Source organism: Curtobacterium sp. MCLR17_042 (assembly GCF_003234695.1).
Lineage (GTDB): Bacteria > Actinomycetota > Actinomycetes > Actinomycetales > Microbacteriaceae > Curtobacterium > Curtobacterium flaccumfaciens.
On record NZ_QKTD01000002.1, the window covers coordinates 395,877 to 420,307 of the forward strand.

22 protein-coding genes are annotated in these 24,431 nt (G+C 71.6%); 11 read left to right on the forward strand and 11 right to left on the reverse strand.

The window, feature by feature from the left end; translation table 11 throughout:
• Window positions 1-32 precede the first annotated feature (32 nt).
• Window positions 33-995: a sugar-binding transcriptional regulator gene (locus tag DEJ02_RS04165; protein WP_027466231.1), complete on the reverse strand. Its 963-nt coding sequence runs from the start codon at window positions 993-995 to the stop codon at window positions 33-35.
• Window positions 996-1,187: 192 nt separating this feature from the next.
• Here DEJ02_RS04165 and DEJ02_RS04170 point away from each other — a divergent pair, with 192 nt between their 5' ends.
• Entirely contained in the window at window positions 1,188-2,921 is a 1,734-nt protein-coding gene (locus DEJ02_RS04170) for a glycerol-3-phosphate dehydrogenase/oxidase (RefSeq protein WP_111032090.1), read from the forward strand.
• Between the two features lie 113 nt (window positions 2,922-3,034).
• On the opposite strand, the gene DEJ02_RS04175 is transcribed toward DEJ02_RS04170, so the two are convergent.
• On the reverse strand, window positions 3,035-3,691 hold the full coding sequence (locus DEJ02_RS04175; RefSeq protein WP_111032091.1) for a histidine phosphatase family protein: 657 nt from the start codon (window positions 3,689-3,691) through the stop codon (window positions 3,035-3,037).
• Window positions 3,692-3,719: 28 nt separating this feature from the next.
• Window positions 3,720-3,842, reverse strand: a complete 123-nt coding sequence (ykgO, locus tag DEJ02_RS04180) for a type B 50S ribosomal protein L36 (RefSeq protein WP_017888460.1) — start codon at window positions 3,840-3,842, stop codon at window positions 3,720-3,722.
• A 45-nt stretch (window positions 3,843-3,887) separates the two neighbouring features.
• On the opposite strand from ykgO, the gene DEJ02_RS04185 reads away from it, so the two are divergent.
• Entirely contained in the window at window positions 3,888-4,916 is a 1,029-nt protein-coding gene (locus DEJ02_RS04185; protein ID WP_111032092.1) for a GTP-binding protein, read from the forward strand.
• 271 nt (window positions 4,917-5,187) lie between these two features.
• Here the strand turns inward: DEJ02_RS04185 and DEJ02_RS04190 are convergent, their stop codons facing one another.
• Window positions 5,188-6,720, reverse strand: a complete 1,533-nt coding sequence (locus DEJ02_RS04190; protein ID WP_111032093.1) for an MFS transporter — start codon at window positions 6,718-6,720, stop codon at window positions 5,188-5,190.
• 191 nt (window positions 6,721-6,911) lie between these two features.
• Between DEJ02_RS04190 and DEJ02_RS04195 the strand changes: the two genes are divergently transcribed.
• Window positions 6,912-7,436 carry a DinB family protein gene (locus DEJ02_RS04195; RefSeq protein WP_111032094.1) on the forward strand — a complete coding sequence of 175 codons (525 nt, stop codon included), beginning with the start codon at window positions 6,912-6,914 and terminating at the stop codon, window positions 7,434-7,436.
• Window positions 7,437-7,632: 196 nt separating this feature from the next.
• Here DEJ02_RS04195 and DEJ02_RS04200 read toward each other — a convergent pair whose 3' ends face one another.
• Entirely contained in the window at window positions 7,633-8,622 is a 990-nt protein-coding gene (locus DEJ02_RS04200; RefSeq protein WP_111032095.1) for a sugar-binding transcriptional regulator, read from the reverse strand.
• A 53-nt stretch (window positions 8,623-8,675) separates the two neighbouring features.
• Window positions 8,676-9,533: a GolD/DthD family dehydrogenase gene (locus tag DEJ02_RS04205; protein WP_111032096.1), complete on the reverse strand. Its 858-nt coding sequence runs from the start codon at window positions 9,531-9,533 to the stop codon at window positions 8,676-8,678.
• Between the two features lie 107 nt (window positions 9,534-9,640).
• Between DEJ02_RS04205 and DEJ02_RS04210 the strand changes: the two genes are divergently transcribed.
• The 4 genes from DEJ02_RS04210 to DEJ02_RS04225 all read left to right on the forward strand — a co-directional run bounded on the left by DEJ02_RS04210 (window position 9,641) and on the right by DEJ02_RS04225 (window position 14,456).
• The gene (locus tag DEJ02_RS04210) at window positions 9,641-10,819 is read left to right on the forward strand and encodes a zinc-binding dehydrogenase (protein ID WP_111032097.1); all 1,179 of its coding nucleotides are present in this window, start codon (window positions 9,641-9,643) and stop codon (window positions 10,817-10,819) included.
• A gap of 29 nt (window positions 10,820-10,848) precedes the next feature.
• Window positions 10,849-12,165 (forward strand): MFS transporter, encoded by a 1,317-nt coding sequence (locus tag DEJ02_RS04215; protein ID WP_111032098.1) that lies wholly within the window; start codon window positions 10,849-10,851, stop codon window positions 12,163-12,165.
• Window positions 12,166-12,237: 72 nt separating this feature from the next.
• A complete protein-coding gene (locus DEJ02_RS04220; protein WP_111032099.1) occupies window positions 12,238-13,977 on the forward strand; it encodes a dihydroxyacetone kinase family protein in 1,740 nt (579 codons plus the stop codon).
• The gene (locus DEJ02_RS04225) at window positions 13,974-14,456 is read left to right on the forward strand and encodes a ribose-5-phosphate isomerase (RefSeq protein WP_111032100.1); all 483 of its coding nucleotides are present in this window, start codon (window positions 13,974-13,976) and stop codon (window positions 14,454-14,456) included. The genes DEJ02_RS04220 and DEJ02_RS04225 overlap by 4 nt, the downstream gene beginning before the upstream one ends.
• Before the next feature lie 196 nt (window positions 14,457-14,652).
• Here the strand turns inward: DEJ02_RS04225 and DEJ02_RS04230 are convergent, their stop codons facing one another.
• Window positions 14,653-16,032: an FGGY-family carbohydrate kinase gene (locus DEJ02_RS04230; RefSeq protein WP_220038361.1), complete on the reverse strand. Its 1,380-nt coding sequence runs from the start codon at window positions 16,030-16,032 to the stop codon at window positions 14,653-14,655.
• Window positions 16,033-16,157: 125 nt separating this feature from the next.
• Between DEJ02_RS04230 and DEJ02_RS04235 the strand changes: the two genes are divergently transcribed.
• Genes DEJ02_RS04235 through DEJ02_RS04245 form a run of 3 tightly spaced genes read left to right on the forward strand, consistent with a single transcriptional unit; the run spans window position 16,158 to window position 19,097 of the window.
• Complete coding sequence (locus tag DEJ02_RS04235) at window positions 16,158-17,234, forward strand: sigma-E factor regulatory protein RseB domain-containing protein (protein WP_146249216.1); 1,077 nt, start codon at window positions 16,158-16,160, stop codon at window positions 17,232-17,234.
• 17 nt (window positions 17,235-17,251) lie between these two features.
• Window positions 17,252-18,250, forward strand: coding sequence for an ABC transporter ATP-binding protein (locus DEJ02_RS04240; protein WP_111032123.1), 999 nt, complete (start codon window positions 17,252-17,254; stop codon window positions 18,248-18,250).
• Window positions 18,237-19,097: an ABC transporter permease gene (locus DEJ02_RS04245; protein WP_111032102.1), complete on the forward strand. Its 861-nt coding sequence runs from the start codon at window positions 18,237-18,239 to the stop codon at window positions 19,095-19,097. The genes DEJ02_RS04240 and DEJ02_RS04245 overlap by 14 nt, the downstream gene beginning before the upstream one ends.
• 52 nt (window positions 19,098-19,149) lie before the next feature.
• Here DEJ02_RS04245 and DEJ02_RS04250 read toward each other — a convergent pair whose 3' ends face one another.
• The 4 genes from DEJ02_RS04250 to DEJ02_RS04265 form a co-directional block, all read right to left on the reverse strand.
• The gene (locus tag DEJ02_RS04250) at window positions 19,150-20,211 is read right to left on the reverse strand and encodes an NADP-dependent oxidoreductase (RefSeq protein WP_111032103.1); all 1,062 of its coding nucleotides are present in this window, start codon (window positions 20,209-20,211) and stop codon (window positions 19,150-19,152) included.
• Window positions 20,212-20,388: 177 nt separating this feature from the next.
• Entirely contained in the window at window positions 20,389-21,321 is a 933-nt protein-coding gene (locus tag DEJ02_RS04255) for a metallophosphoesterase (RefSeq protein WP_111032104.1), read from the reverse strand.
• A gap of 25 nt (window positions 21,322-21,346) precedes the next feature.
• Window positions 21,347-21,688: an L-rhamnose mutarotase gene (locus DEJ02_RS04260; RefSeq protein WP_111032105.1), complete on the reverse strand. Its 342-nt coding sequence runs from the start codon at window positions 21,686-21,688 to the stop codon at window positions 21,347-21,349.
• On the reverse strand, window positions 21,685-23,040 hold the full coding sequence (locus DEJ02_RS04265; protein WP_220038362.1) for an MFS transporter: 1,356 nt from the start codon (window positions 23,038-23,040) through the stop codon (window positions 21,685-21,687). The genes DEJ02_RS04260 and DEJ02_RS04265 overlap by 4 nt, the downstream gene beginning before the upstream one ends.
• A gap of 379 nt (window positions 23,041-23,419) precedes the next feature.
• Between DEJ02_RS04265 and DEJ02_RS04270 the strand changes: the two genes are divergently transcribed.
• Window positions 23,420-24,430, forward strand: a complete 1,011-nt coding sequence (locus tag DEJ02_RS04270; protein ID WP_071405040.1) for a LacI family DNA-binding transcriptional regulator — start codon at window positions 23,420-23,422, stop codon at window positions 24,428-24,430.
• Window position 24,431 lies beyond the last annotated feature (1 nt).

Sequence of the window (24,431 nt, forward strand, 5' to 3'; positions counted from 1 at the left end):
CGGACCACCGACAAACTGCGTCAGGTCCTGACTCAGGGCTGCAGGATCGCCTGCCCCACGCTCTCGTCCAGGATCAGGTCCGTGATGAGCCCGGCGGCCAGTGCACCGCGCAGCGAAGCCGCCTTCGACCGCCCGGCGACGACGCAGACCCGCCGCGGCGCGCGCTTGATCGTGTCGAGGTCCGGAGCGCCGGCCCGGGCGTTCACCCCGATGTCCTTCCATGAGCCGTCGGCCCGGTAGAACACCGTCGAGACGTCCCCGACGACCCCCGCCTGCGTGAGCTCGTCGCGGTCCTCGGGGTCGAGGTACCCGCCGGAGTACACGTGCGAGGGCACCGGGGCCTGCGGGGCACCGACACCGAACACGACGAGGTCCATCCGCTCGTGCAGGTCGAGCACGCGGCGGATCGATCGCTCCCGGAACAGGGCCTCCTTCGTCGCGGGGTCGTCGAAGAACGCCGGCACCGGGAACTGCTGCACGAAGGCCCCGTAGGCCTCGCCGAACCGGCGCAGGATCTCGGACGCGTAGACGATGCCGGTGGTGCGGGTGTTCGCGGCGCCGTTGATCTGCACGATCGTCGAGCCATGGGTGGTCTTCGGCACCAGGTAGCGGCTGACCGCGCTCACCGTCGAGCCCCACGAGATCCCGATCACCATGTTCGACTCGACGTACTGCGTCAGGATCCGGGCGGCGGACAGGGCCACCCGCTCGAGCCGGTCGACGTCGCTCGTGTGGTCCGGCACCGGGACGACGTGCGCGTGCACCCCGAAGCGGGAGCGGATGCTCCGGCTCAGCGCGGCGGCCTGGTCCAGGGGCGAACGGATCTGGATGTCGACGAGCCCGGTGTCCCTGGCGTACTTCAGCAGCCGCGACACCGACGAGCGCGAGGTGCCGAGTTCGTCGGCGATCGCGTCCATCGTCAGGTCCTGCAGGTAGTACAGGTGGGCGGCGCGCAGCGCCTGCTGCGTGCGCATGGGCTGAGCCGCATCGCTCATGGTGCTCCGATCTGTCGAACGCAACCATGCACGGACGTGCAGGGCCTCTGCAACCCCTGCCGCGCCTCCTGACCGCCGTGTCGGGCCTGGACGACACGTGTGCTGCACGTTCGTGCACGCGAGTTGCCCGCCCTGTCGAACGAGCGCACGATCGACCCTGACCCCACGAACAGACGAAGGAAGCGACGAACCATGTCGAAGAAGACACAGCCCCGGAACACGGTGACCGCCCTCACCGAGCGCCCGAACGCGCAGGTCCTCGTCGTCGGCGGCGGCATCAACGGCATCGCGACGTTCCGCGACCTGGCGCTCCAGGGCGTCGACGTCGCCCTGGTCGAGCGTGGCGACTACGCCTCCGGCGCCTCCGCGGCCTCGAGCCACATGATCCACGGCGGCATCCGCTACCTGGAGAACGGCGAGTTCCGCCTGGTGCGCGAGAGCGTGCAGGAGCGCAACGGCCTGATCCGCATCGCCCCGCACTACGTCAAGCCGCTGCAGACGACCATGCCGATCTTCTCGACGTTCTCCGGCATCATGAACGCCCCGCTGCGCATGCTGACGCACAAGCAGCGCTCCACCAAGGAGCGCGGCGCGATGCTCATCAAGATCGGCATGACGATCTACGACTCCTTCTCGCGTGACGGCGGCTCCGTCCCGAAGCACGTCTTCCGCACCAAGAAGGCCGCGCTCGAGGACATGCCCGCCCTCAACAAGGACCTGAAGTACACGGGCACCTACTACGACGCGAGCGTGCACGAGCCCGAGCGCCTGGCCCTCGACGTCCTGAAGGACGGCCTGGCTGCCGGAGCCGACAAGGCACGCGCCGTCAACTACGTCGAGGCAGCCGGCACCCGCGACGGCGGCGTCCTGCTGCGTGACCGCGAGACCGGCGACGAGTTCGTCTTCACGGCCGACGTCGTGATCAACGCCTCCGGCCCCTGGACCGACCTGACGAACGAGGCGTTCGGCGGCGAGACGAAGTTCATGGGCGGCACGAAGGGCTCGCACATCGTCGTGCACAACGACGAGCTGCTCGAGGCCACGAAGGGCCGCGAGCTGTTCTTCGAGAACGACGACGGCCGCATCGTCCTCATCTACCCGCTCAAGGGCCGGGTGCTCATCGGCACGACCGACATCGACGCCGACCCCGCGAAGCCGGTCACGACGACCGACGAGGAGATCGACTACTTCTTCGGGCTCGTCAAGCACGTGTTCCCGCAGATCGACGTCACCCGCGACCACATCGTCTACAGCTACTCCGGCATCCGTCCGCTCCCCCGCCACGAGGACACCGCCCCCGGCTTCGTGTCCCGTGACTACCGGATCGTGGACACGCAGATCGCCGGCCTGCCGAAGTCCACCGTGCTGTCGCTCGTCGGTGGCAAGTGGACGACCTTCCGTGCCCTCGCTGCACACCTGTCCACCGAGGCGACGACCAAGCTCGGTATGAGCCGCAAGGTCGACACCACGGGCATGCCGATCGGCGGTGGCAAGGAGTTCCCGACCACGGACGCCCAGCGCGCCCTGTGGATCAAGTCGCACCGCGACGGCCTGGACGAGTCCCTGGTCGAGGGGCTGCTCGAGCGCTACGGCACCCGTGCCGCCGAGGTCGTGGACGTCCTGACCGACGGCCCGGTCGAGCCGCTCGAGTCCGACCCGTCGCTCACCCGCGCCGAGGTCGCGTACTTCGCCCGCCACGAGCAGGCCGTCCACCTGGTCGACGTCGTCCTGCGCCGCACGAACCTGGCGTTCGTCGGCGGGGTCACGATCGACCTGCTCGACGAGCTGGCCGATGTGCTCGCCGGTGCGCTCGGCTGGACGACCGAGGAGCGCGCGGACGAGGTCCAGCGCACGCTCGACGTGCTGCGTGAGTCGCACGGCGTGATCGTGCCGCTGACGTCCGCGTCGGCGTCGCAGCTCGCGTAGTCGACGCAAGGACACGACCGACGGGAGGCCCGGTACCAGCTGGTACCGGGCCTCCCGTCCGTTCGTGGTCGCGTTCGCGAGCCGCTGGTCGCGTCGGCGACCCGCTGGTCGCGTCAGAAACGCTCGCCGGTGGGGTCGAGCGCCGTGCGGTCGATGAGCTGGTCGCCCCCGACCGGCTCACCTTCCCAGTCGACCAGGCGCCAGCCGTCGGCGAACGAGCCCTCGAGCTCGACGATGCCGGTGTTCTCCAGGTGACGCTTCGTGCCGAAGTGGTCCGGGGTGTTCTGCGCAGCTGCGCTCGCCCACGTGCGGATCGCGGCACCGTGGCTGACGGCGGCGGCGACCGCGACCCCGGTGGCCTCGATCTGCCGGACGGCGTCGTCGTAGCGCTCGAAGAACTCGACGCCGCTCTCGGCACCGGGCATCCGGGTCGTGCGGTCACCGCCGGACCAGCCGTGCACGGTGGAGATGTAGGTCTGCACGGACACCTTGTCGCTCTTGCCCTGGGTGTCGCCCGCCTCGATCTCACGCAGGCCCGGCAGCACCACGGGCTCGAGGCCGAGCGAGGTCGCCAGGGGTGCCGCGGTGATCTGCGTGCGGACCATCGACGACACGAACAGTCGCTCGATGCCCCGTTCGGCGAGCGCTGCGGGCAGGGCGTCGGCCTGCTGCTGCCCGAGCTCGGTCAGCCCCGGTCCGGGCACCACGGCATCGAGGATGCCGTGCACGTTCGCGGGGGTCTGGCCGTGGCGGATGAGCAGCAGTCGCATGCCGCCACCCTACGGACCGCCGCTGACGTCAGCCCTGCCGGGTGTTCCAGCGGGGATTCTTCTTGTTGATCACGTAGACGCGACCCCGGCGTCGGACGACCTGCGAGCCGGGGATCTTCTTCAGGGCCTTGAGGGAGTTGCGGACCTTCACGACGAGCCTCCTTGTTGATAACGGTTTTCAGTTACAGTAGCGGACATGCGTGCTGCTGCCATCACCCTCGTCACCGCCCTGCACCAGGTCGACGCCGACCGCGTCGCCGCCCGGATCTCGGACGGACACCGGATGCACGTCGCCGGGAGTGCCTTCGCCACCGCCCGCGCCGTGGCCGACCGGGCCGACCAGCTCGACCGGGTCTGCGGACCCGACGCGGGCCACGGGCTCGTCGTCACCCTGCACCCCGGGGCCGATGCCCGAGCCGTCGGCATGCTGCTCGCCAACGCGGCACGGTCCGAGACCGGCGACGACCGGGTGCTGCGGCACGTCGTCGGGGTGCTGCGGGCCGACGACGTCGCGCACCTGCTGTGGTCGGACGTCGACGACGCCTTCGTGGCCGCGGACCGGATGGCCGCACTCGTCGAGTACGCGACGGTGATCGCCCTCGACCGCATCGAACCGCTGTCCGGGCGTCGACGTCGTGCACTCGTGTCACTGCTGCACCGGATGGCACCCCAGGCCGTGATCGTCGCCCTGCCCGCGATCCGGAGCGGCGCCGACCTGCCGGCCTCGAACGGTGGAGCCGCGCGGGTGCTCGCCACCGGCGCCGGCTGGATGCGGGCCCTGTCGAGCGGCGCGGACACCGGGCGCGAGGCCCGCGACGCCCTGGTCTCGATGCGCTACCGGGAGCCGCTGCCGTTCCACCCCGGTCGACTGTCGTCCGTCATCGCCGAGGACCTGTCCGCCGGCGTGAACGGCCGTGTGCTGCGGTCGCGGGGGTTCTTCCGCCTGGCCTCCCGACCGGACCACGTCGGCTCGTGGTCGAGCTTCGGGTCGATGCTCGCGCTCGACCCCACCGCGAACCCGTCGTGGGACGCCGACGCCCCGATCGGGCAGGCGCTGTGGTTCGTCGGCGAGCAGCTCGACGTCCGGGCGATCGAGCGGGCGCTCGACGGGGCGCTGCTCACGCCGTCGGAGCTGCTCGCCGGGCCGGACGTGTGGCGCGGCTGGCCGGACCCGTTCCCGGTGTGGCCCGCGGTGGACCCGGCGTCGGAGCACCGGCACGAGTGAGCGGGGGGGGGCGCGTGCGGGCGGTGCGGCGTGCGGGTGCGGGCGCGCGGGCGGGTGCGGGCGCGCGGGCGCAGGCCGGTGCGGGCGGTCGTTGCGGACGCCGAACGACACTGTCGATGTCGTACGACGGCGACATCGTCGCTCCCCGAACGGTGCAACAGCCCGCGCACGCAACGAACGACGGGGTCGATGTCGTACGACAACGACCCCGTCGTTCCACATCGGTCCGACACACCCCGCCGACCGATCCCCCGCACGCGTCACCGCAGAGTCACCGCACCGGCGACGCCTCCCGCGCGGCAGCCTCGCGCGCAGCGGCAGCCGCCGCGTCCTGCGCCGCGAACGGCAGGTCACCGAGGTCCAGGTGCGGGTTCGTGTCCTGCGTGAGCACGAGCTCCTTCGCCTCGTCCTCGGTCTCCACGGCCGGCATCGACCCGGGCAGCGGGCGCTGCGAGGACTCCTTCATGCAGAAGACACCGATCGCTCCGACGACGCTCATCGCCATCAGGAAGTACGCCGGCGCGAGCTCGTCACCCGTCGCGGTGAGCAGCGCCTGCACGATCAGGGGCGTGGTCCCACCGAACACCGCGATCGCGATGTTGTAGGCGAAGCCCATGCCGCCGTACCGCGTCGAGGTCGGGAACAGCGCCGGCAGCGACGCAGCCTGGTTCGACACCCAGAGCGCGGTCATGAGCGCGAGCAGCCCGAGGCCGGCGAGCGTCGACCACTGCGCCCCGTGCCCGATCAGCATGAAGGCCGGCACGACGAGCACGACCGTGGTGGCGGCACCGATCCACATCACGACGCGGCGGCCGAGGCGGTCGGAGAGCTTGCCGGTCAGCGGGAGCATCACCGCGAGCAGCAGGAGCACCGGGATCGTCAGCAGCGTGCCGTCGATGGCGGAGTACCCGAGCGAATCGGTCAGGTACGTCGGCATGTACGAGGTCAGGGCGTAGCCCACGGTGTTCGACGCGGCGACGAGCATGATCGCGATGACGATCGGACGCCAGTGCTGACGGACCATCGCGACGACGTTGGCCGGTCGCTCACCGTCGAAGGACGCACGGGACTCGGTCGCGGCCTCCTGCGCGGCCTGGGTCGCCTGGAATACCGGCGACTCCTCGATCCGCAGACGGAAGTAGATGGCCACGACGCCGATCACTCCGGCGGCGAGGAACGGGAACCGCCAGCCGTAGGCGGTCATCGCCTCGTCGCCGAGGGTGAGCTGCAGCACCGACACCACCGTGGCACCGAGCGCGAAGCCCAGGTAGCTGCCGAAGTCCAGGATGCTCGCGAAGAACCCGCGACGGCGGTCCGGGGCGTACTCGGTGACGAACGTCGTCGCCCCGGCGTACTCACCACCGGTCGAGAAGCCCTGCGCGAGCTTCAGCACGACGAGCAGGATCGGGCCGAACACGCCGATCGTCGCGTACGCGGGGAGTGCCCCGATCAGGAACGTCGACGCCGCCATCATGATCAGCGTCGTCGCGAGCACCTTCTGCCGGCCGATCTTGTCGCCGAGGCGTCCGAACACGATGCCACCCAGGGGCCGTGCGATGTACGTCGCCGCGAAGACACCGAGGCTGAACAGGATCTGCACCGAGGGTTCGGCCGTCGGCAGGAAGACCTTCCCCATCGTGACGGCCAGGTAGCCGTACACACCGACGTCGTACCACTCCATGGTGTTGCCGACGACCATGCCGCTGACGGCTCGTCGCATCATGCTCTTGTCGACCACGGTGACGTCGCTCTCGCGCAGCCGTCGGTGTGGTCGGGTGTTGGTACTGCTGGGGTCGGAACCCATGCATCGCTCCTCGAGAAGATCGGTGGGCCGTCGGGAACCGGCCCAGAACAGCGAGCGACGTTACCGAGCGACCGAAATGTCATTGGCCGGTGATTCTCAGGGAACGGCGTGTCACCCGAACGGGGGTCGCCGCCGATCCGCACCAGTCCGGCGAACCCGGAAGCTGAGTAACGAGGCCATAACATCGGCCCATGGCGATCGAACCCGAGACGAAGAACTGGACGTGGGTCATCGAGTCCGCATGTCCCGAGTGCGGCTACGACGGCAGCGCGGTGACCGTCCGCGACGTGCCGGGCATCATCGACGAGAACACCGCCGGGTGGCCCGATGTCCTCATGCGCGACGACGTCCGTGACCGCCCCGACGACCACACCTGGTCACCGCTCGAGTACGGCGCCCACGTGCGGGACGTGCACCGGAAGATGGCGGAGCGCCTCGAGCTGATGCTCACCGAGGACGCCCCGACGTTCCCGAACTGGGACCAGGACGCCACCGCCGTCGAGGACCGTTACGGCGAGCAGGACCCCGCGGTCGTCGCCCGGGAGCTGCGGGAGTCGGCGGACCGCGCAGCCCGGGCCTTCGCGGCGGTGCCCGACGAGGTGCTCGAGCGCACCGGGCTCCGGTCCGACGGCAGCGCCCTCACCGTCGCGACGCTCGCCACCTACTACGCGCACGACCCGGTGCACCATCTGTGGGACGTGCGGCGCACGCTCTAGACGTGGGGACCACCGGCCTGGAGGCGCGGTGCGGCCCCGCCCCGCGCCTCCAGGCCGCCGACGGTCGCCCCCGAAACCGGGCGTACCTACCGAAACCGGGCGCACCTACCGGAACCGGGCGTACCCGCCACGAAGAAATGACCAGGTATGCCCGAATCCACCCTCCATCGCACGTGTGATGGGAAGGATCGGGCGCTCAGGCGAGTGCGTCGAGCACGGCGCGCGCCGTCGCGGCGTCCGTCACCAGCTCATTGACGAGCCCGCCCCGCACCGCGGCGACGATGCTCGTGACCTTGGCGCTGCCCACGGCGACCCCGACCGCGTGCGGCACGGTCGACAGGATCTCGCGCGAGGTCCGCACCATCCGGTCGCTGCCGGGGAACTCGATCGGCGAGCCGTCCGCGGCGTAGAAGTTCAGGCAGACGTCGCCGGCCGCCCGGTCGAACGCGACGTCCTCGACCGGGATGCCCCGGGCCAGGGCGTCCCGCGTGTGGGTCGGTGCACCGATGCCGAGGATCGCGCCCTTCGCCCGGCTCCAGAGCCCGACGACGTGCTGGAACGCCGGGTCCTCGTCGAGGGTGGACCGCATCGCCGGGGACGGCAGCGCCTGGGCGAACAGGAAGGCGGGGATCGCGCCCGAGTGCTCCGCGGCCGTCCGGGTGATCTCGTTCGTCTGGAACCACGGCATCGGGTCGGCCTGCCCGCCCACCGTCGGGACGAGCTGCACGCCGGGCATGGTCGGCATGCCGGACCGTGCGACGTCGTACACGGTGCGGCCGGACGACATCAGGACGGCGTCTCCGGGGACGAGTCCCATGCCCTCGACCGCGGCGGCCAGCGGTGCGGCCAGGTCGGCACCGAGCGTGGCGGCGTGGGTGACGGCGGCGAGGTGCACCGCACGGAGCCCGAGCACGACCTGCAGCCGTTCGGCGAGCGCCACGGTCTCGTCCTGGAACGGGTCGACGACCTCGATGCGGACGAGTCCGGCCTTGCGGGCCTCGGCGACGAGCCGCGAGACGGTCGGCCGCGAGACCCCGAGGCGCGAGGCGATCTCGACCTGGGTGGCGTCCTCGAGGTAGTACATCCGCGCCGCCTGGTAGACGGTGTCCAGCGGGAACCGGGTCCGCGACGCGTCGGCGGCGGGGCCGGGGCCGGGGCCGGGGCCAGCGGTGCTCTCGGACGACATGGAGCAGGACCCTTCGACTCGATCGGACACCGCGATCGTAGTCCGAGCAGGGCTCAGCGGATCGTGAACCCGCCGTCCACACGGAGGTCCGCACCGTTCACCATGGCGCTCGACTCCCCCGCCAGGAACAGCACGGCCGCGGCGATCTCGTCGGGGGTCGCGAAGCGGCCGGTGGGGATCTCGTCCTGGTGCCGGATGCCGTTCTCGTTCGCCCAGGCAGCACGGCCGAGGTCGGTGAGGACGACGGTCGGCGACACGGTGTTCACGGTGACGCCGCGTCCGCCCCACTCGAGCGCGAGCACCGTCGTCAGGCCGATGACGCCGGCCTTCGAGGCGCAGTAGGCGGCGTGCCCGTCGATGCCGACGTGGGCCGCCTGCGACGCGATGTTCACGATCCGCCCGTACCCGGCGTCGAGCATGTGCCGGCCGACGGCCTGCGCCACACGGAACGTGCCAGTCAGGTTGACGTCGATGGTCGCCGCCCAGGTGTCGGCTGCCAGGTCTTCCGCCGGGGCGAGCGCGGCGATGCCGGCGCAGTTCACCAGCACGTCGACGCCACCGAAGTGCCGGACGACGTCCGCCACGGTGCGGGTCACGGAGTCGGCATCGGTCACGTCACAGGCGAACCCGGCGTGGAGGCCCGTGGCCGTGCCCGCCCCGTCGGCGGCGGCGTCCGGCCCGGCCGTCACGGGCAGCGCGGACGTGGGCAGGTCGGCCGCGGCCGACGTGGCGCCGTCCGCACGGACGTCGACGACGGCGACACGGGCACCCCGTGCAGCCAGGGCCCGGGCGATGGCGTTGCCGATGCCCGACGCCCCGCCGGTCACCACCGCCGTACGGCCGCTGAAGTCGTTGGTCAGGTCGATCGTGTCGGGGCCCGGTCGGAGGGCCGCGGCGAAGTCCGTCGTCATGTTCGCTCCCTTGCGTTCGGTGCCGAACCTACCAGAAATTGTGTTCTGGACAAACGTTCTGGAAGGTGTACAGTCATCGCCGAAGTCACCCAACGGAGGAACAGCTCATGTCGACGACGACCGAGAACGCGGCCACGACCGCCCCCACCACGATCCCCACGACGATGCGCGCCGTCGTCGTCCACGGCCCCGGTGACTACCGGCTCGAGGAGCGTCCCGTCCCGACGCCCGGCCCCGGGGAACTCCTGCTCCGCACCGACGCCGTCGGCATCTGCGCGAGCGACCTGAAGTGCTACCACGGTGCCGCGAAGTTCTGGGGCGACGAGAACCGAGCGGCCTGGGCGGAGCGCGACCGCATCCCCGGACACGAGTTCGTCGGCACGATCGTCGCCGGTGACGACGCCGCCCTGGCCAAGCGCGGCGTCGACCTGGGCGACCGGATCGCCTGCGAGCAGATCGTGCCGTGTTGGGAGTGCCGATACTGCCTCGAGGGCGCGTACTGGATGTGCAACGTGCACGACATGTTCGGCTTCAAGGGCTACGACGGCGCGATGGCCGAGTACGTGCTCGTGCCGGCGAAGGCGCTGACCCACCCGGTGTCGAAGGCGCTGCCCGGCCAGGTCGCCGCGTTCTCGGAGCCGTTGTCCTGCGCCTTCCACGCCGTCGAGCGCGGGGACATCAAGTTCGGCGACACCGTGGTGATCGCCGGTGCCGGCCCCATCGGCCTCTCCGCCATCGCCGGTGCGCGGCAGAAGAACCCGCTCCGGATCATCGCGCTCGACGTGGTCGAGGCGAAGCTCGAGCTGGCTCGCAAGGTCGGCGCCGACCTCACGATCAACATCGCCCAGGAGGACGCGGTCGCCCGGGTCAAGGAGCTCACCGACGGCTACGGTGCCGACGTCTACATCGAGGCCACCGGGCACCCGTCCGCGGTGCCGCAGGGACTGAACCTGCTCCGCAAGCTCGGGACCTTCGTCGAGTACTCGGTGTTCAAGGACGACGTGTCCGTGGACTGGTCGATCATCTCGGACGACAAGGAGCTCGACGTGCGCGGCGCCCACCTCGGCCCGCACACCTGGCCGGCGGCGATCAAGCTGCTCGAGGCCGAGACCCTGCCGATGTCGGAGATCTGCACGCACCAGTTCCCGCTCGAGCAGTTCCAGGAGGCCCTCGACCTGGTCGGCGACTCCGCCGGTGCCAGCGTCAAGGTGTCGATCATCCCGTCCCTGAACGCCCCCACCACGGCCGCACAGGCCGCTCAGGCCGCACAGGCCGCACAGGCCTGACCGACTCCGCCAGCAGGGAGAGAACGAGCATGTCAACGACGACAGCCCGCGCCACCGGCGCCCGCACGACCGCGCCCCGCACAGAGGGCCGCCTGGACCGGATGGGCATCCCCCGTCCGCTCGCCCTCGGGTTCGTCGCCGTCCTGGTCTTCATGACCGGGAACGGCGTCGAGTCGAACTTCATCACGCCGCACATGGTGGCGGTCCTCGGCAGCCCCGAGGCCACCGTGGCGACGATCGTCACGTTCTACAGCCTCGCCGCACTGATCGGCAGCTACGTCTCGGGGGCCCTGTCCGACCTGGTCGGGCCTCGCCGGGTGATGATCCTCGGCTTCGCCGTCTGGGTCGTGTTCGAGGTCCTGTTCCTGCTGGCACTCGGCGCTGGCAGTGTCCCGTTCGCCGCCGTCACCTACGCGTTGCGTGGGTTCGGCTACCCGCTGTTCGCCTTCGCGTTCCTGGTCTGGGTGAACATCACCACCCCGGTCGAACGGAACGGCTCCGCGGTCGGCTGGTTCTACGTCGCCTTCACGGGTGGCCTGCCGACCCTCGGCTCGCTGTTCGCGATCGGTGCCATCCCGGTGTTCGGCGGCGGAACGGTCGGTGAGACCGGCGCGATGGTCGCCTCGATCGCCCTCGTCGTGATCGGGTTCCTCATCATGCTGTTCGGCGTCCGGCTGCCGAACGGGTTCACGCGCATCGCCCCCGCCGGCGAGAGCGCCTGGCAGGTGCTGACGAGCGGCATCCGCCTGACGGTCACGCGACCGAAGATCCTGATGGGCTTCCTCGTCCGCCTGATCAACACCGCGCCGGAGTTCGGCATGTTCGTCGTGCTCCCCGCGGTCATCGCGAACGAGCGCGGCTGGGGCCAGAGCCGCTGGCTGCTCATGACCGTCTGCGTCTACGCGACGAACATCCTGGTCAACGCCCTGTTCGGCTGGGTGGGCGACAAGATCGGCTGGCAGCGCACCGTCAAGTGGTTCGGCATCGTCGGCTCCGCCCTCGGGCTCATCGCCTGGTGGTACGTCCCACAGCTCGTCCCCGCCGGTTCGGACTGGGGCTACGTGCTCTCCGTCGTCGCCGGGTGCGTGTTCGGCTGCCTGCTCGCCGGGTTCGTCCCGATGGGCGCGATCATGCCGGCGCTCGCCCCCGAGCACAAGGGCGCCGCGATGGCGATGTACACCACGGCCGCCGGGGGCGCCGCGTTCCTCGGCACCGGTGTCGTCGCCGCGGTCTTCGCCCTGGGCGGCGGCGGCCAGGCCGCCACGTGGACGTTCGTCGGCCTGTACGCCTGCGCCTTCGTGATGATCCACTTCCTCAAGGTCCCGCAGGGCGACCGAGGACACTGAGTTCCGGGCGACGACGGCCGTCCCGTCGTCGCCCGGTGCACCACCCACCACCATCCCCGGAGGACCCGCACCATGACCACGATCCACGACGACCCGGACGAGTTCGCCGAAGACCAGCTGAGCGGCTGGCTCGCGCTCTACGCCGACCGGGTCCGCGGCGTCCACGGCGGCGTCGTCACCCTGCCCACCGAGGGGGCCGCACCGCAGGTCGCCGTCGTCGTCGGGGGCGGCTCCGGCCACTACCCCGCGTTCTGCGGCGTCGTCGGTCCGGGCCTCGCCACCGGCGCCGTCGTCGGCAACGTCTTCACCTCGCCGTCGACCGCGCAGGTCTACTCGGTCGCCAAGGCCGCCGACCAGGGCCGCGGTGTCGTGCTGTCGTTCGGCAACTACGCCGGTGACACCATGAACTTCGGGCTCGCGGCCGAGCGGCTGCGTGCCGAGGGCATCGACACCCGCATCGTCGTGGTCACCGACGACGTCGCCAGTGCCGACGACGAGACGAAGCGCCGCGGCATCGCCGGTGACTTCTCCGTCTTCAAGGCGATGGGCGCCGCCGCTGCCGAGGGAGCCGACCTCGACGAGGTCGAACGGATCGGCCGGGCGTCGAACGCCGCGACCCGCACCATCGGCGTCGCGTTCTCGGGCTGCACCATGCCGGGCGCGACCGAACCGCTGTTCACCGTCCCCGACGGCCACCTCGGCCTGGGGCTCGGCATCCACGGCGAACCGGGCATCCAGGACGTCCCGCTGCTCCGTGCGACGGACCTGGCGTCCCTGCTCGCCGAACGGCTGGTCACCGACCGCCCCGCAGCCGCCGGCTCCCGGGTCGCCCCGATCCTCAACGGGCTCGGTGACACCAAGTACGAGGAACTCTTCCTGCTCTGGGGCCGGGTGCTGCCCCTGCTGCAGGACGCGGGGCTCGAGGTCGTCGAACCCGAGGTCGGCGAACTCGTCACGAGCCTCGACATGGGCGGCTGCTCGCTGACGCTGCAGTGGCTCGACGACGAACTCGAACGCCTCTGGCGCGCCGACGCCTACACGCCCGCGTACCGCAAGGTGGCGGCGCCGGTCGCGGCGCTCGTGCCGGCCGACGCGGTGGACGCCGCCGAGGACGAGGCGACGGTCGTGCCGGAGGCGACCGATGCCTCCCGGCAGGCCGCGCAGACGGCGCGAGCCGCCGTCGAGGCGATGGACGCGCTCCTGCGCGAGCACGAGGAGACGCTCGGCCGCATCGACGCGGTCGCCGGGGACGGCGACCACGGCCGCGGCATGGTCAAGGGGATCGGTGCGGCGCGCAAGGCGGTCGACGGGCTCGACCCGGAGGCCGGGGTCGCCTTCGTCCTCGGACGCGCCGGTGACGCGTGGGCCGCGTTCGCGGGCGGCACCTCCGGTGTCCTGTGGGGCGCCGCACTCGAGGCGTTCGGCCGCTCCCTCGGCGACGACCGCGAGTCGTACCAGGCCGCCGACGTCGTCGACGCGGCGCAGGCCTTCGCCGACTCGATCGTCCACCTGGGCGGGGCGTCCCGCGGGGACAAGACGCTGCTCGACGCGCTGCTGCCGTTCGTGGACGAACTGCGCGGGGCCGTCGACACCGGCGCACCGCTCGTGGCAGCGTGGGAGACCGCGGCGCGGGTCGCGGTCGAGCAGGCCGAGGCCACCGCCGACCTCACGCCGAAGGTCGGACGGGCCAGGCCGCTGGCCGAGAAGAGCCTGGGGACACCCGACGCGGGTGCCACCTCGATGGGGATGATCCTCACGCGGATCGGCGAGGTCCTCGCCGCCCGTGCTGACAAGGAAGGAACACACGCATGACGTACCGTCTCGTGATCGGGTCCGACGACGCCGGGTTCGACTACAAGGAGATCATCAAGGCCGACCTGCTCGCCGACGACCGGGTGTCGGACGTCACCGACGTCGGCGTCGACGCGGACGGCCACACCGCCTACCCGCACGTCGCCGTGGACGCTGCGCGCCTGGTGGCGAACGGCGAGGCCGACCGGGCGATCCTGATCTGCGGCACCGGCCTCGGTGTGGCGATCAGCGCCAACAAGGTGCCGGGCATCCGTGCCGTCACCGCGCACGACTCCTACAGCGTGGAGCGGTCGATCCTGTCGAACGACGCCCAGGTGCTCTGCATGGGGCAGCGTGTCGTCGGCATCGAACTGGCCCGTCGGCTGGCGAAGGAGTGGCTCGGCTACGAGTTCGACCGTTCCAGTGCCAGCGCCGAGAAGGTCAACGCCATCTGCGAGTACGACGGCAGCGCACCCGCCGGGGTCGACGCCCAGGCGTAGGCAGGGTTCCGCGCGACACCGGTGTTCGCGCGCTGAACACGCCCGTTCGGGTGTTCGGCACGCGAACACCGGTGTCTTGCGAGCCATCCGCGCCGCTCACCCGCGCGCGGCCAAGCGGTGCACGACGGCCTTCGTCGCCTCGTACAGCTCGCGGTAGTCCCGGTAGCCGGCCTCGTACGCCGCGGTCGCCGCAGGGTCAGGCTCGATCACCGTCGCCGGCGGGTTCCGCACCGATGTCCACGGTGTCGCCCGGCCCCGCGACCAGCTCGGCAGCCAGGTACGCCGAGCCGAAGCACGCACCGATCGTCACGCTCGGCACCGTCTGCCGCAGCCCGGTGACGTCCGACACGATCGTGGGCCACAGCCGTCCGAGCAGCCCGCCGCCGGCCCCGACGAGTTCGCGGACCTCGACCCCTGCGTCGCGCAGGGCCTCGAGGTGGTGCCGCACCGCGTACGCCGTCGCCTCGAGCGTCGCCCGGTAGATGTCCCCGCGCGTGTGCCGGACCGTCAGTCCCGCGAGCACTCCGCGGGCGTCGGGGTCGGCGATCGGCGTCCGCTCCCCCGCGAAGTACGGCAGCATCAGCAGCCCGTTCGCCCCGATGCCGGAGCACCGCGCTTCCTCGAGCATGGTCGACCACTCGCCGTCGACCAGCCGTCGCAACCAGTCCGTGATCGCCCCGGAGGTCGCCATCCCCCCGGACACGCTCGGCTGGCCCGGGTGTGTGCCGACGGTCGTCCACATCCCCGGCACCGCCGTGGGTTCGGCCGTCGGCACGATCATGAACATCGTGGTGCCGTACTGCAGGAACATCCGGCCCGGCACGGACTCACCGACGCTCACGCCCTCGGCCCAGGCGTCGATGGTCCCGGCCGTCACGGGGATGCCGGCCGGGAGGCCCGTGGCCGCGGCCGCCTCGGGCGTCACGACGCCCGCCTGGTCGCCCGACCACAGCAGGCGCGGCATGGCGAGACCGGGCGCCAGTCGGTCGCACCACTCCGGGATCCACCGGTTCGCGTGCACGTCGTAGAGGGGTGTCGTCTGACTGGCTGAGTGGTGGTCGAGGACGTACTCGCCCGTCAGCTGCTCGACCACGCGGGACGACGGCATCGTGAACCGGGCGGCCCGCGCCCAGACGTCGGGTTCGTGCCGGGCGAGCCAGGCGAGCTTCACGCCGGCGGCCTGGGTGCTCAGGGCAGACCCGCAGCGGGCCCGGATCGCGTCCTCGCCGCCGAGCTCGGCCGTGACGTCGTCGAGCAGCTCCGCCGTGCGGGTGTCGATGCCGTACAGGATCGCCGGACCGAGCGGCGCACCGTCGACGTCGGTCAGCAGCACGCACGGTCCGATGCCGCTCACGCCGACCGCCTGCACCTCGACGTCGGGCACGCGGTCGAGCAGGGAGCGGGTGAGGGTGGTGAACTCCTCCCACCAGACGTCGGAGTCCATCTCGACCAGGCCCTGCTCGGGCCGGTCGACCTCGTGGCGACGACTCACCTCGGCGAGCACGGTGCCGTCGAACCGGGTCAGCAACGCCTTCGTGCTCGACGTCCCGATGTCCAGACCGAGCACCGCTCGCATGCCGCCTCCTTCGCCGCCACACGACCGCCGCCGGTCGCGCCACGAGTCTACGAGCGACGCCCAGCTACCTGTCGGCGGCCGGACGTACGGTACCGACGACTCCAATGCTCCACGAGGGGAACCCGATGAAGAAGTCAGCCTGGCTGCCAGCCGTCATCGCACCGGTCGTCGTCGCCGGTGCCGTTGCCGCCCCGATGATCGCGAACGCCGCGAACGACCCGATCGCGGGGACGAACCCCAGCGCGGCAGCCGTCATCGCCAGCATCGCGAAGTCGTCGGACGCCCAGTACTCGGGGAAGCTCTCGCAGACGAGCGCACTCGGGCTCCCCGAACTGCCCACCGGGTCCGGCGGTTCCTCGCTCGAGGGCGACGCCTCCGACGTGCTCGGGCTGCTCACCGCGTCGCACACCGCCCGTGTCTACGTCGACGGCGCCGACAAGCAGCGCGTCCAGCTGACGCAGCAGCTCGCCGAGCAGGACGTCGTCCGCAACGGTTCCGACGTCTGGACCTGGGACTCGAAGGAGCGCACGGCCACGCACGTGACCCTGCCGAGCGACACCGCGAAGGACCCGCAGGACGGTACGACCACCCCGGCCGACATCGCGAAGCAGGCCATCGACGCGATCACCCCGACCACCACCGTGTCGAAGCCGACCGAGGTCAGCGTCGCCGGACACGACGCCTGGCAGATCACCCTGACGCCGAAGTCGTCCGACACCCTCGTCGGAGCCGTCCGGTTGGCCGTCGACCAGCAGACCGGACTCCCGCTCCGCGCGAGCGTCCAGGCCGCAGGCGCGGACGACCCCGCGGTGCAGGTCGGGTTCACGAGCCTCGACTACGGCGCCCCGGCAGCGCGGCTCTTCGACTTCACCCCGCCGTCGAACGCGGAGGTGACCGAGAAGGACCTGTCCGAGGCCGGATCCCACGCGAAGGGCGAGCACGGCGACCACCGTGGCACCCCGAGCGGTGACGAGCCGACCTTCACGGGCACGGGCTGGAGCACGATCGCCGAGCTCCCCGCCGGCACGGTCGACCGGTCCGGGCTCGAGGGCGAGGCCTCCGGCCTGCTCGACCAGCTGACCAAGCCCGTCGACGGCGGCCGTGCCGTGCAGACGTCGCTCGTCTCGGTGTACCTGACCGACGACGGCCGCGTGCTCGCGGGTGCTGTGCCGGTCGCCTCCCTGGTCGACGCCGCGAAGTGAGCGCGGACGACCACGAGGTGAGCACAGCCGACCACCAGGCGAGCACAGCCGACCACGGGGCGAGCACGTCAGGACCGGCGCCCGACCTGGCGATCCGCACCACGGGCCTCCAGAAGGTGTTCCGCAAGCAGCGTGCGGTCGACGGGATCGACCTGGCGGTGCCGCGCGGCGCGGTGTTCGGGTTCCTCGGACCGAACGGTTCCGGCAAGACCACCACGATCCGGATGCTGCTCGGACTCTCGAGCGCGAGCGGCGGCACCATCGAGCTGCTCGGCGAACCGATGCCGAAGGCGCTGCACGACGTCCTGCCCCGCGTCGGGGCACTCGTCGAGGGGCCGGCCTTCTACCCGTACCTGTCCGGCCGGGCGAACCTGCAGCGCTTCGACGCCGCCGACCCCACCTCGGACCCGCACACCCGCAAGGCCCGCGTGGCCGGTGCCCTCGACCGCGTCGGCCTGACCCACGCGGCCGACAAGAAGGCGCACGCGTACTCCCTCGGCATGAAGCAGCGGCTCGGTCTCGCGAACGCCCTGCTGTCCCCGCGCGACCTGCTGGTGCTCGACGAGCCGACGAACGGCCTCGACCCGCAGGGCACGCGCGAGGTCCGCAACCTCATCCGCTCCCTGGCCGACGACGGCACCACGGTGTTCGTGTCGAGCCACCTGCTCGCCGAGATCGAACAGGTCTGCACGCACGCGGCCGTCATGCGGACGGGCAAGATCGTCGCGCAGGGCCCCCTCGACGAGCTGCGCGCAGCCGGGGCCCGCACCGTGACCGTGCGGACGCCCGACGTCGGGCAGGCCGGTTCCGTCCTCACCCGACTCGGGCTCACCCCGCGGCACGACGGCGGGGCCGACGTGCTGGTGGCCGACCTGCCGAACGCGCTGCTGCCCGAGACGATCACCGCGGAGCTCGTGCGTGCCGACGTCCGGGTGCGCGGCCTGACGGTGGGCGGCGGCACCCTCGAGGACCTGTTCGTCGCACTCACCGGAGAGGGATTCGATGTCGCAGCCTGACGCGGCCGTACGCGACCTGCCCGTCCGCCCCCGGCAGCGCCCGTTCGCACTGCTCGGTTCCGAACTCGCGCTGGTGTTCCGGCGTCGCCGCACCTGGGCCATGCTCGGGGCGCTCGCGCTCGTACCGATCCTGATCGCGGTCGCCGTGAAGCTCACCACCGACGGCGACGACGGCGGGCCGGCGTTCCTCGGCGACATCACCAACAACGGCCTGTTCGTCGCGTTCACCGCACTGACGGTGTCGATCCCACTGTTCCTGCCGCTGACCGTCGGCGTGGTCGCCGGGGACACCGTCGCGGGCGAGGCCAGCCACGGCACGATCCGCTACCTGCTCGTCGCGCCGACGGGCCGCGTGCGGTTCATCCTGGTGAAGTTCGCCGGTGCCGTCGCGTTCTGCCTGGCCGCCACACTCCTTGTCGTCCTGGTCGGCGCGGCGATCGGCGCCCTGCTGTTCCCGATCGGCCCCGTCACGCTGCTCTCCGGCACCCAGGTCGGCGGCTGGTCGTACGCCGGCCGCGCCCTGCTGCTCGCGCTGTACGTCGCGATGTCGATGCTCGGGCTCGTGGCGATCGGCATGTTCACCTCGACGCTGACGAACGTGCCGGTCGGGGCGATGGCCGCGACGGTCGTGCTCGCCGGGGCGTCGCAGGTGCTCGACCAGCTCCCCCAGCTCGACTGGCTGCACCCGTTCCTGTTCTCGCACCAGTGGCTCGGGTTCGGCGACCTGCTGCGCGACCCGATCTCGTTCGACTCGTTCGGGTCGAACGCGGTGTTGCAGCTCGGGTACGTCGTGGTGTTCGGGGCGCTGGCGTACAGCCGGTTCGCCTCCAAGGACATCCTGAGCTGACGCGGCAGGGGCCCGGCACGACGGTGTCGGGCCCCTGCAACGGGCAGCTCGCTCAGCTCGCGGGCGACGCCGATCCGCCGGCCATCGTCTCCGTGTCGGTCCCCCGCGCATCGGCGTACCGGTCGCGCAGGTCACGGGCCTTCTCGGAGCGGTACCAGTCGAGCCGCGCCCCGGTCTCCACCGTCTGCATCCCGATCACGACCTTGCCGCGGGACTTCATCTCGGCCAGGTCCTCGTACGCCTCGACGATGTACTCGAACGGGTAGAAGCCCGAGATCAGCACCTGCACGCGACGGTCCTGCACGGCCTTCGCCAGCAGGGTGAGCAGCTCGCGCGTCTCCTCGTCCTCGGCGGGTGCACGGAGGAACCGGACCTCGATGTCCCGGCGTTCCTCCGACGACGCGAAGCGCTCCTGGCCGACGCCGAGCCGTTCGGCCAGCAGCTCGGCGTTGCTCTCGCCGTGGTTGTCGATGAACGCGGTGATCGGCCGGCCGTCCGCGATGTCGCGGATGCGGTCTTCCTCGCCCTCGCCGTACGCGACGGGCAGCGTGCCGATCTGCCGCAGGTAGTCGTGGTTGCGCGGGCTGCCGAGGGCGATCACGGTCGCGCCGGCGTCGTGCGCCAGCTGGCACTCGATGTGTCCGACGCCACCGGCTGCGGCCGAGATCACGACGGTGTCCTGCGGTCCGAGCCGGAGCGACCGGACGACCGACACCGCGGTGCAGCCCGCCAGGTACAGGCCGCCGGCGACCTCCCACCCGACGTGCTCCGGCTTCTTGATGACGGCGCCGCGCGGCACCGCGATCCACGTGGCGTGGGCGCCGCCGGTCGGCGCGTGCCCCATCACCTCGTCGCCGATGCGGAGGTCCTTCACGCCGTCGCCCCGCGCGCGCACGATGCCGGCGAAGTCGACGCCCTGGTGTGCGGGGAACTCGAGGTCGACGTGGTCGCGGAGCTTCCCCTCGCGCAGGAACCGCTCGATGTGGTTCAGGCCCGCGGCCACGATCTCGACGACGATCTCGCCCGGTCCGGCCTCGGGCTTCTGCTGGGGGACGAGCTCGACGACGTCGAAGTCGCCGTACCGGTCGTACTGCACTGCACTGCCGACTCGCATGGGTGCTCCTTCGCTCCAGGTGTCCGTCCGTGCTACTCGGTGTTCCCGCACGCAACCCGAAGACGTGGGGTACCGCGGCTGTGGACGTCACCAGGCGACGGACTGGAGGCCCGTGGCGGCGCCGCCACGGGCCTCCCGTCCGTCGTCACGCGCGTCCACCGCGCGTGGGGACCGTGCTCAGTGCTTGCCGGCGGCCGCGATGACGGCGCGGACCGTCTCGGGGTCGAGACGGAACGCCCGCGCGTCGGCGTCGCCCCGGGGCACGCGGACCGGTGTCGACCAGACGGAGCCGTCCGCGGCGACGTCGACGACGAGTGCGCCGCTGTCGACGACGGCGGATTCCTCGTCGTACGGGCCGACGACGTCGGTGTCGTTCGCGACACCGGGGGCGACGAGGACCGGGACGCCGGCGAGCGACCCCGCGAAGTGGTGGTGGTAGTGGCCTGCGAGGACGACCCGCACGTCGGAACCGCGGATGACGTCGGCGAGCGCCTCGGGGTTCTGCAGGCGGAGGGCTTCGTGCAGCTCGGTCGGGGCGGGCAGCGGCGGGTGGTGCAGGACGACGACGGTGCCGTGCGGGGCGTCGTCCGGGCCGCTGTGGGCGTCTTCGGCGAGGGCCGTGCGCAGGTGCTCGAGCGCCGTGTCGCTGAGCTCGCCGTACCCGGCACCCGGGACGCTCGTGTCGACGGTCACGATCCGTCGACCCGCGACGACCGACTGCCCGGAGACCGGCACCGTCGGCGGCAGGTACTCCAGCGTGTGCATCAGCGCCGTGCCGCCGTCGCCCAGGACGTGCCCGTTGGCCAGGACCTGGCGGAAGCCCTCGCGCAGGTCGTGGTTGCCGGGGACCACGACGACGGCTGCACCGTGCCGCTCCGCCCAGACGCCGACGCGGTCCCGCACGATCGCGTAGGACTCGGCGCTGCCGTCCTCGGAGACGTCGCCCGAGACCACCACCAGCCCGATGCCGGGCACCTCGTCGACGTGGGCGAGCAGCCGTTCGAGGGCGGCCGTGGTGTCGACCACGCCCTGGTGCAGGGCTCCGTCGCCGGTCAGGTGGGTGTCGGAGAGGTGGAGGATGCGGAGGGTCCCGGCTGCTGGCGGCTGCATGCGTCCACGGTAGCCACGGCCCCCGTCAGTCCGGCGCTGCCGCGAGCTGGTCCTCCAGGTTGAACACCTCGGGCAGCACCCGCGCCGTCTGGTCGGCGCGCCCGGTGGCGCCGGCGAAGAGGTCCTGCATGTGCGCCTCCCACGCCGTGGCCACCTCGGACGCGGCGAGCGCGGCGTCCGCATCGGCCACCGAGTCCGTCTCGTAGTACCCGATGAGCAGCCCGTCGTCGTCGAGGAACAGCGAGTAGTTCCGCCGCCCCGCCGACGCGATCGCCCGGAGCATCGCCGGCCACACGGCGGCGTGCCGCTCGCGGTAGGCGTCGAGCAGTTCGACCTGCACCTGCAGCCGGAAGCAGACGCGGGTCACCGGCCGGCCTGTTCGCGGCGACGCTGCTCGGCGTCGTGGACGCTGCGCTCGTCGGCGGTGCGGACCGTCCCGGTGACCGTGGTGACGGTGCCGTAGCGCTCGGCCTCGATCGCCTCGAGGGTCTTGCCCTGCGTGCGCGGTGCCCAGATCGTGCCGACCAGGAACGACAGCGCGAGGAGGCCCAGGATGAGGCCGCCGAGGGCCCGCAGCCCGATGTCCGACAGCAGCAGCGGGAACCAGATGCTCAGCAGGCCGACCATGACACGGGCGGCCAGGAACAGCACGCCCTGGGCGCTGGCGCGGTACCGGGTGGCGAAGAGCTCGCTCGTCCACAGGCCGTAGAACGCCTGCGCGCCGATGCCCGACGAGATGCCCCACGCCACGGCGAAGAACAGCAGGGTGCCGAGGTTGGCGGGCGCGTAGATGAGGACGGCCCACGCGATGATCGCCAGCACGGCTCCGGCGGCGTAGAGCGCGCGGCGGCTGACCCGGTCGGCGTACCGCATGAAGCCGAAGTACGTCGCGGCCACGGTGCAGCCCCAGACCAGGATCTGCAGTCCGTACTGCTCCGTGACGCTCGTGACCCCGGTCGCCGCGTACACCCGTGGCTGGAAGATGCCGGCCTGCCCGGCGACGGTGTTCCAGAGCGCGTAGACGCCGAACAGGAACAGCATCGCGGTCAGGTTCTCGCGACGGCTGAACAGCTGCGTGATCCCGTGGAAGAAGTTCGCCGTGCCGGTGGCCGCGCGCTCGTCCTTCCAGATCGCCGACTCGGGCAGCCCGCGGCGGAGCCACCACACGATGGCGGCGACGACGAACAGGTGGGCGAAGATGAGGCGGCTCCCGAGCAGGCCGAGCGGGGCGGCGGCGATCGCCAGGGCGAACCCGACCATCGGTCCGATCGACCACGCGAGCTGTGCCGTGCCGACGTGGGCCGCGCGCTTGTCCGCGGGGGCCTGCTCGGCGATGTAGGTCCAGCTCGCCGGCACGCCCGCCCCCACGGCGATGCCGGTCAGGATGAAGCCGACCAGGAGCATGCCGTAGCTGCCGGCGAACACCGCGAGCAGGATGCCGAGCATGTAGAGGAGCAGGTCGTACGTGTAGATGAACTTCCGGCCGTACCGGTCGCACAGCGGTCCGCCGACGATCGCGCCGAGGGCGGCACCGAAGGCGTTCGCGGACAGGCTCGCCAGCAGGCCGACCTCGAGGTCGCCGATCCGGAACTCGGCTTGCCACAGGCTCAGGCTCGTGGCGATCGCGATGATCGACCCCGACTCGATGTAGTTCGACATGGCCACCGAGACGGTGGCCTTCCAGCCCGTGGTGTTCCGGGCTCCGATGCGGACCGCCATTGGTCCTCCGTTCGCGTGTTCGTCGGTGAATCGTTTCAACGGGACGACGAGGACGATAGCGCTCCGGTGTGCGCGCTGGCAAGAGCGGGTTCGTCGGGCTGCGCCTCGCACCGTGCGCGGGCGTTCGCTCCGTGCGAGGTTGCGCACTCGGTGCGAGCCTTTCCACCCCGCACCGAGTGCGGAACCTCGCACCAGCCGCACGGCTCGCACCAGCCGCGCGCCTCGCAGCAGCCGCGTACCTCGCACCGTGCGCGGGCAGTCGACGACACCCCACGGACGGGAGGCCCGGTATCGGCCCGCCCCGCGCCTCCCGTCCGCGTTTTCCACAGATCACGGCGCGGGCCGACCGCGCGGACCGCGCCGATGCCAGGATGGCCACATGGCGGTCAGTGTGCGAGAGGTGGCAGCGCTCGCGGGCGTGTCCCTCGGCACGGTGTCGAACGTGCTGAACCGCCCCGACAAGGTCGCTCCCGGCACGGTGGAACGCGTCCAGTCGGCGATCGCGACGCTCGGGTTCGTCCGCAACGACTCCGCACGGCAGCTCCGGGCCGGACGCAGCTCCACCGTCGGGCTCATCGTGCTCGACGGCGGCAACCCGTTCTTCACCGACGTCGCCCGGGGCGCCGAGGACGCCGCGATGGACAACGGCCTCGCGGTGCTGATCGGCAACTCCGACGAGTCGACCGACCGCGAACGCACCTACGTCGACCTGTTCGAGGAACGCCGGGTCGCCGGACTCCTGATCTCCCCCGCCGGCGACGACCTGTCCCGGCTCGCACGGTTGCGCGACCAGGGCACCGCCGTGGTGCTGGTGGACCGTCGCGCCGACGACGAGCACTTCGCCTCGGTCTCCGTCGACGACGTCGCCGGTGGCCGCATCGCGGTCGAGCACCTCGCGGCGATCGGCCGCACCCACATCGCCTTCGTCGGCGGGCCGTTCGGCATCCGCCAGGTCGCCGACCGGCACGCCGGGGCACTCGCCGCCGCACAGGCCGCGGGCATCCGGCTCGAAGCCCTGCCGACGACCTCGCTGTCCGTGCTCGAAGGGCGCCGCATCGGCGAAGCGATCCAGGCCCGCCCGGCCGCCGACCGCCCGGACGCCGTCTTCGCCGCCAACGACCTGCTCGCGGTCGGGCTCGAACAGGCCTTCATCATGCGCGGCACCATCGCGGTGCCCGAGCAGATCGCCATCGTCGGCTACGACGACATCGCGTTCGCCGAGTCCGCCGTGGTCCCGCTGACGTCGGTGCGGCAGCCCGCGCAGGACCTCGGTCGTCGCGCGATCGAACTCCTGACGAAGCAGGTCGAGCAGGGGCAGGACATCGACCTCGAGCACGTGGAGTTCACACCGGAGCTCGTGGTGCGGCAGTCCTCCGTCGCCGACGCCTAGG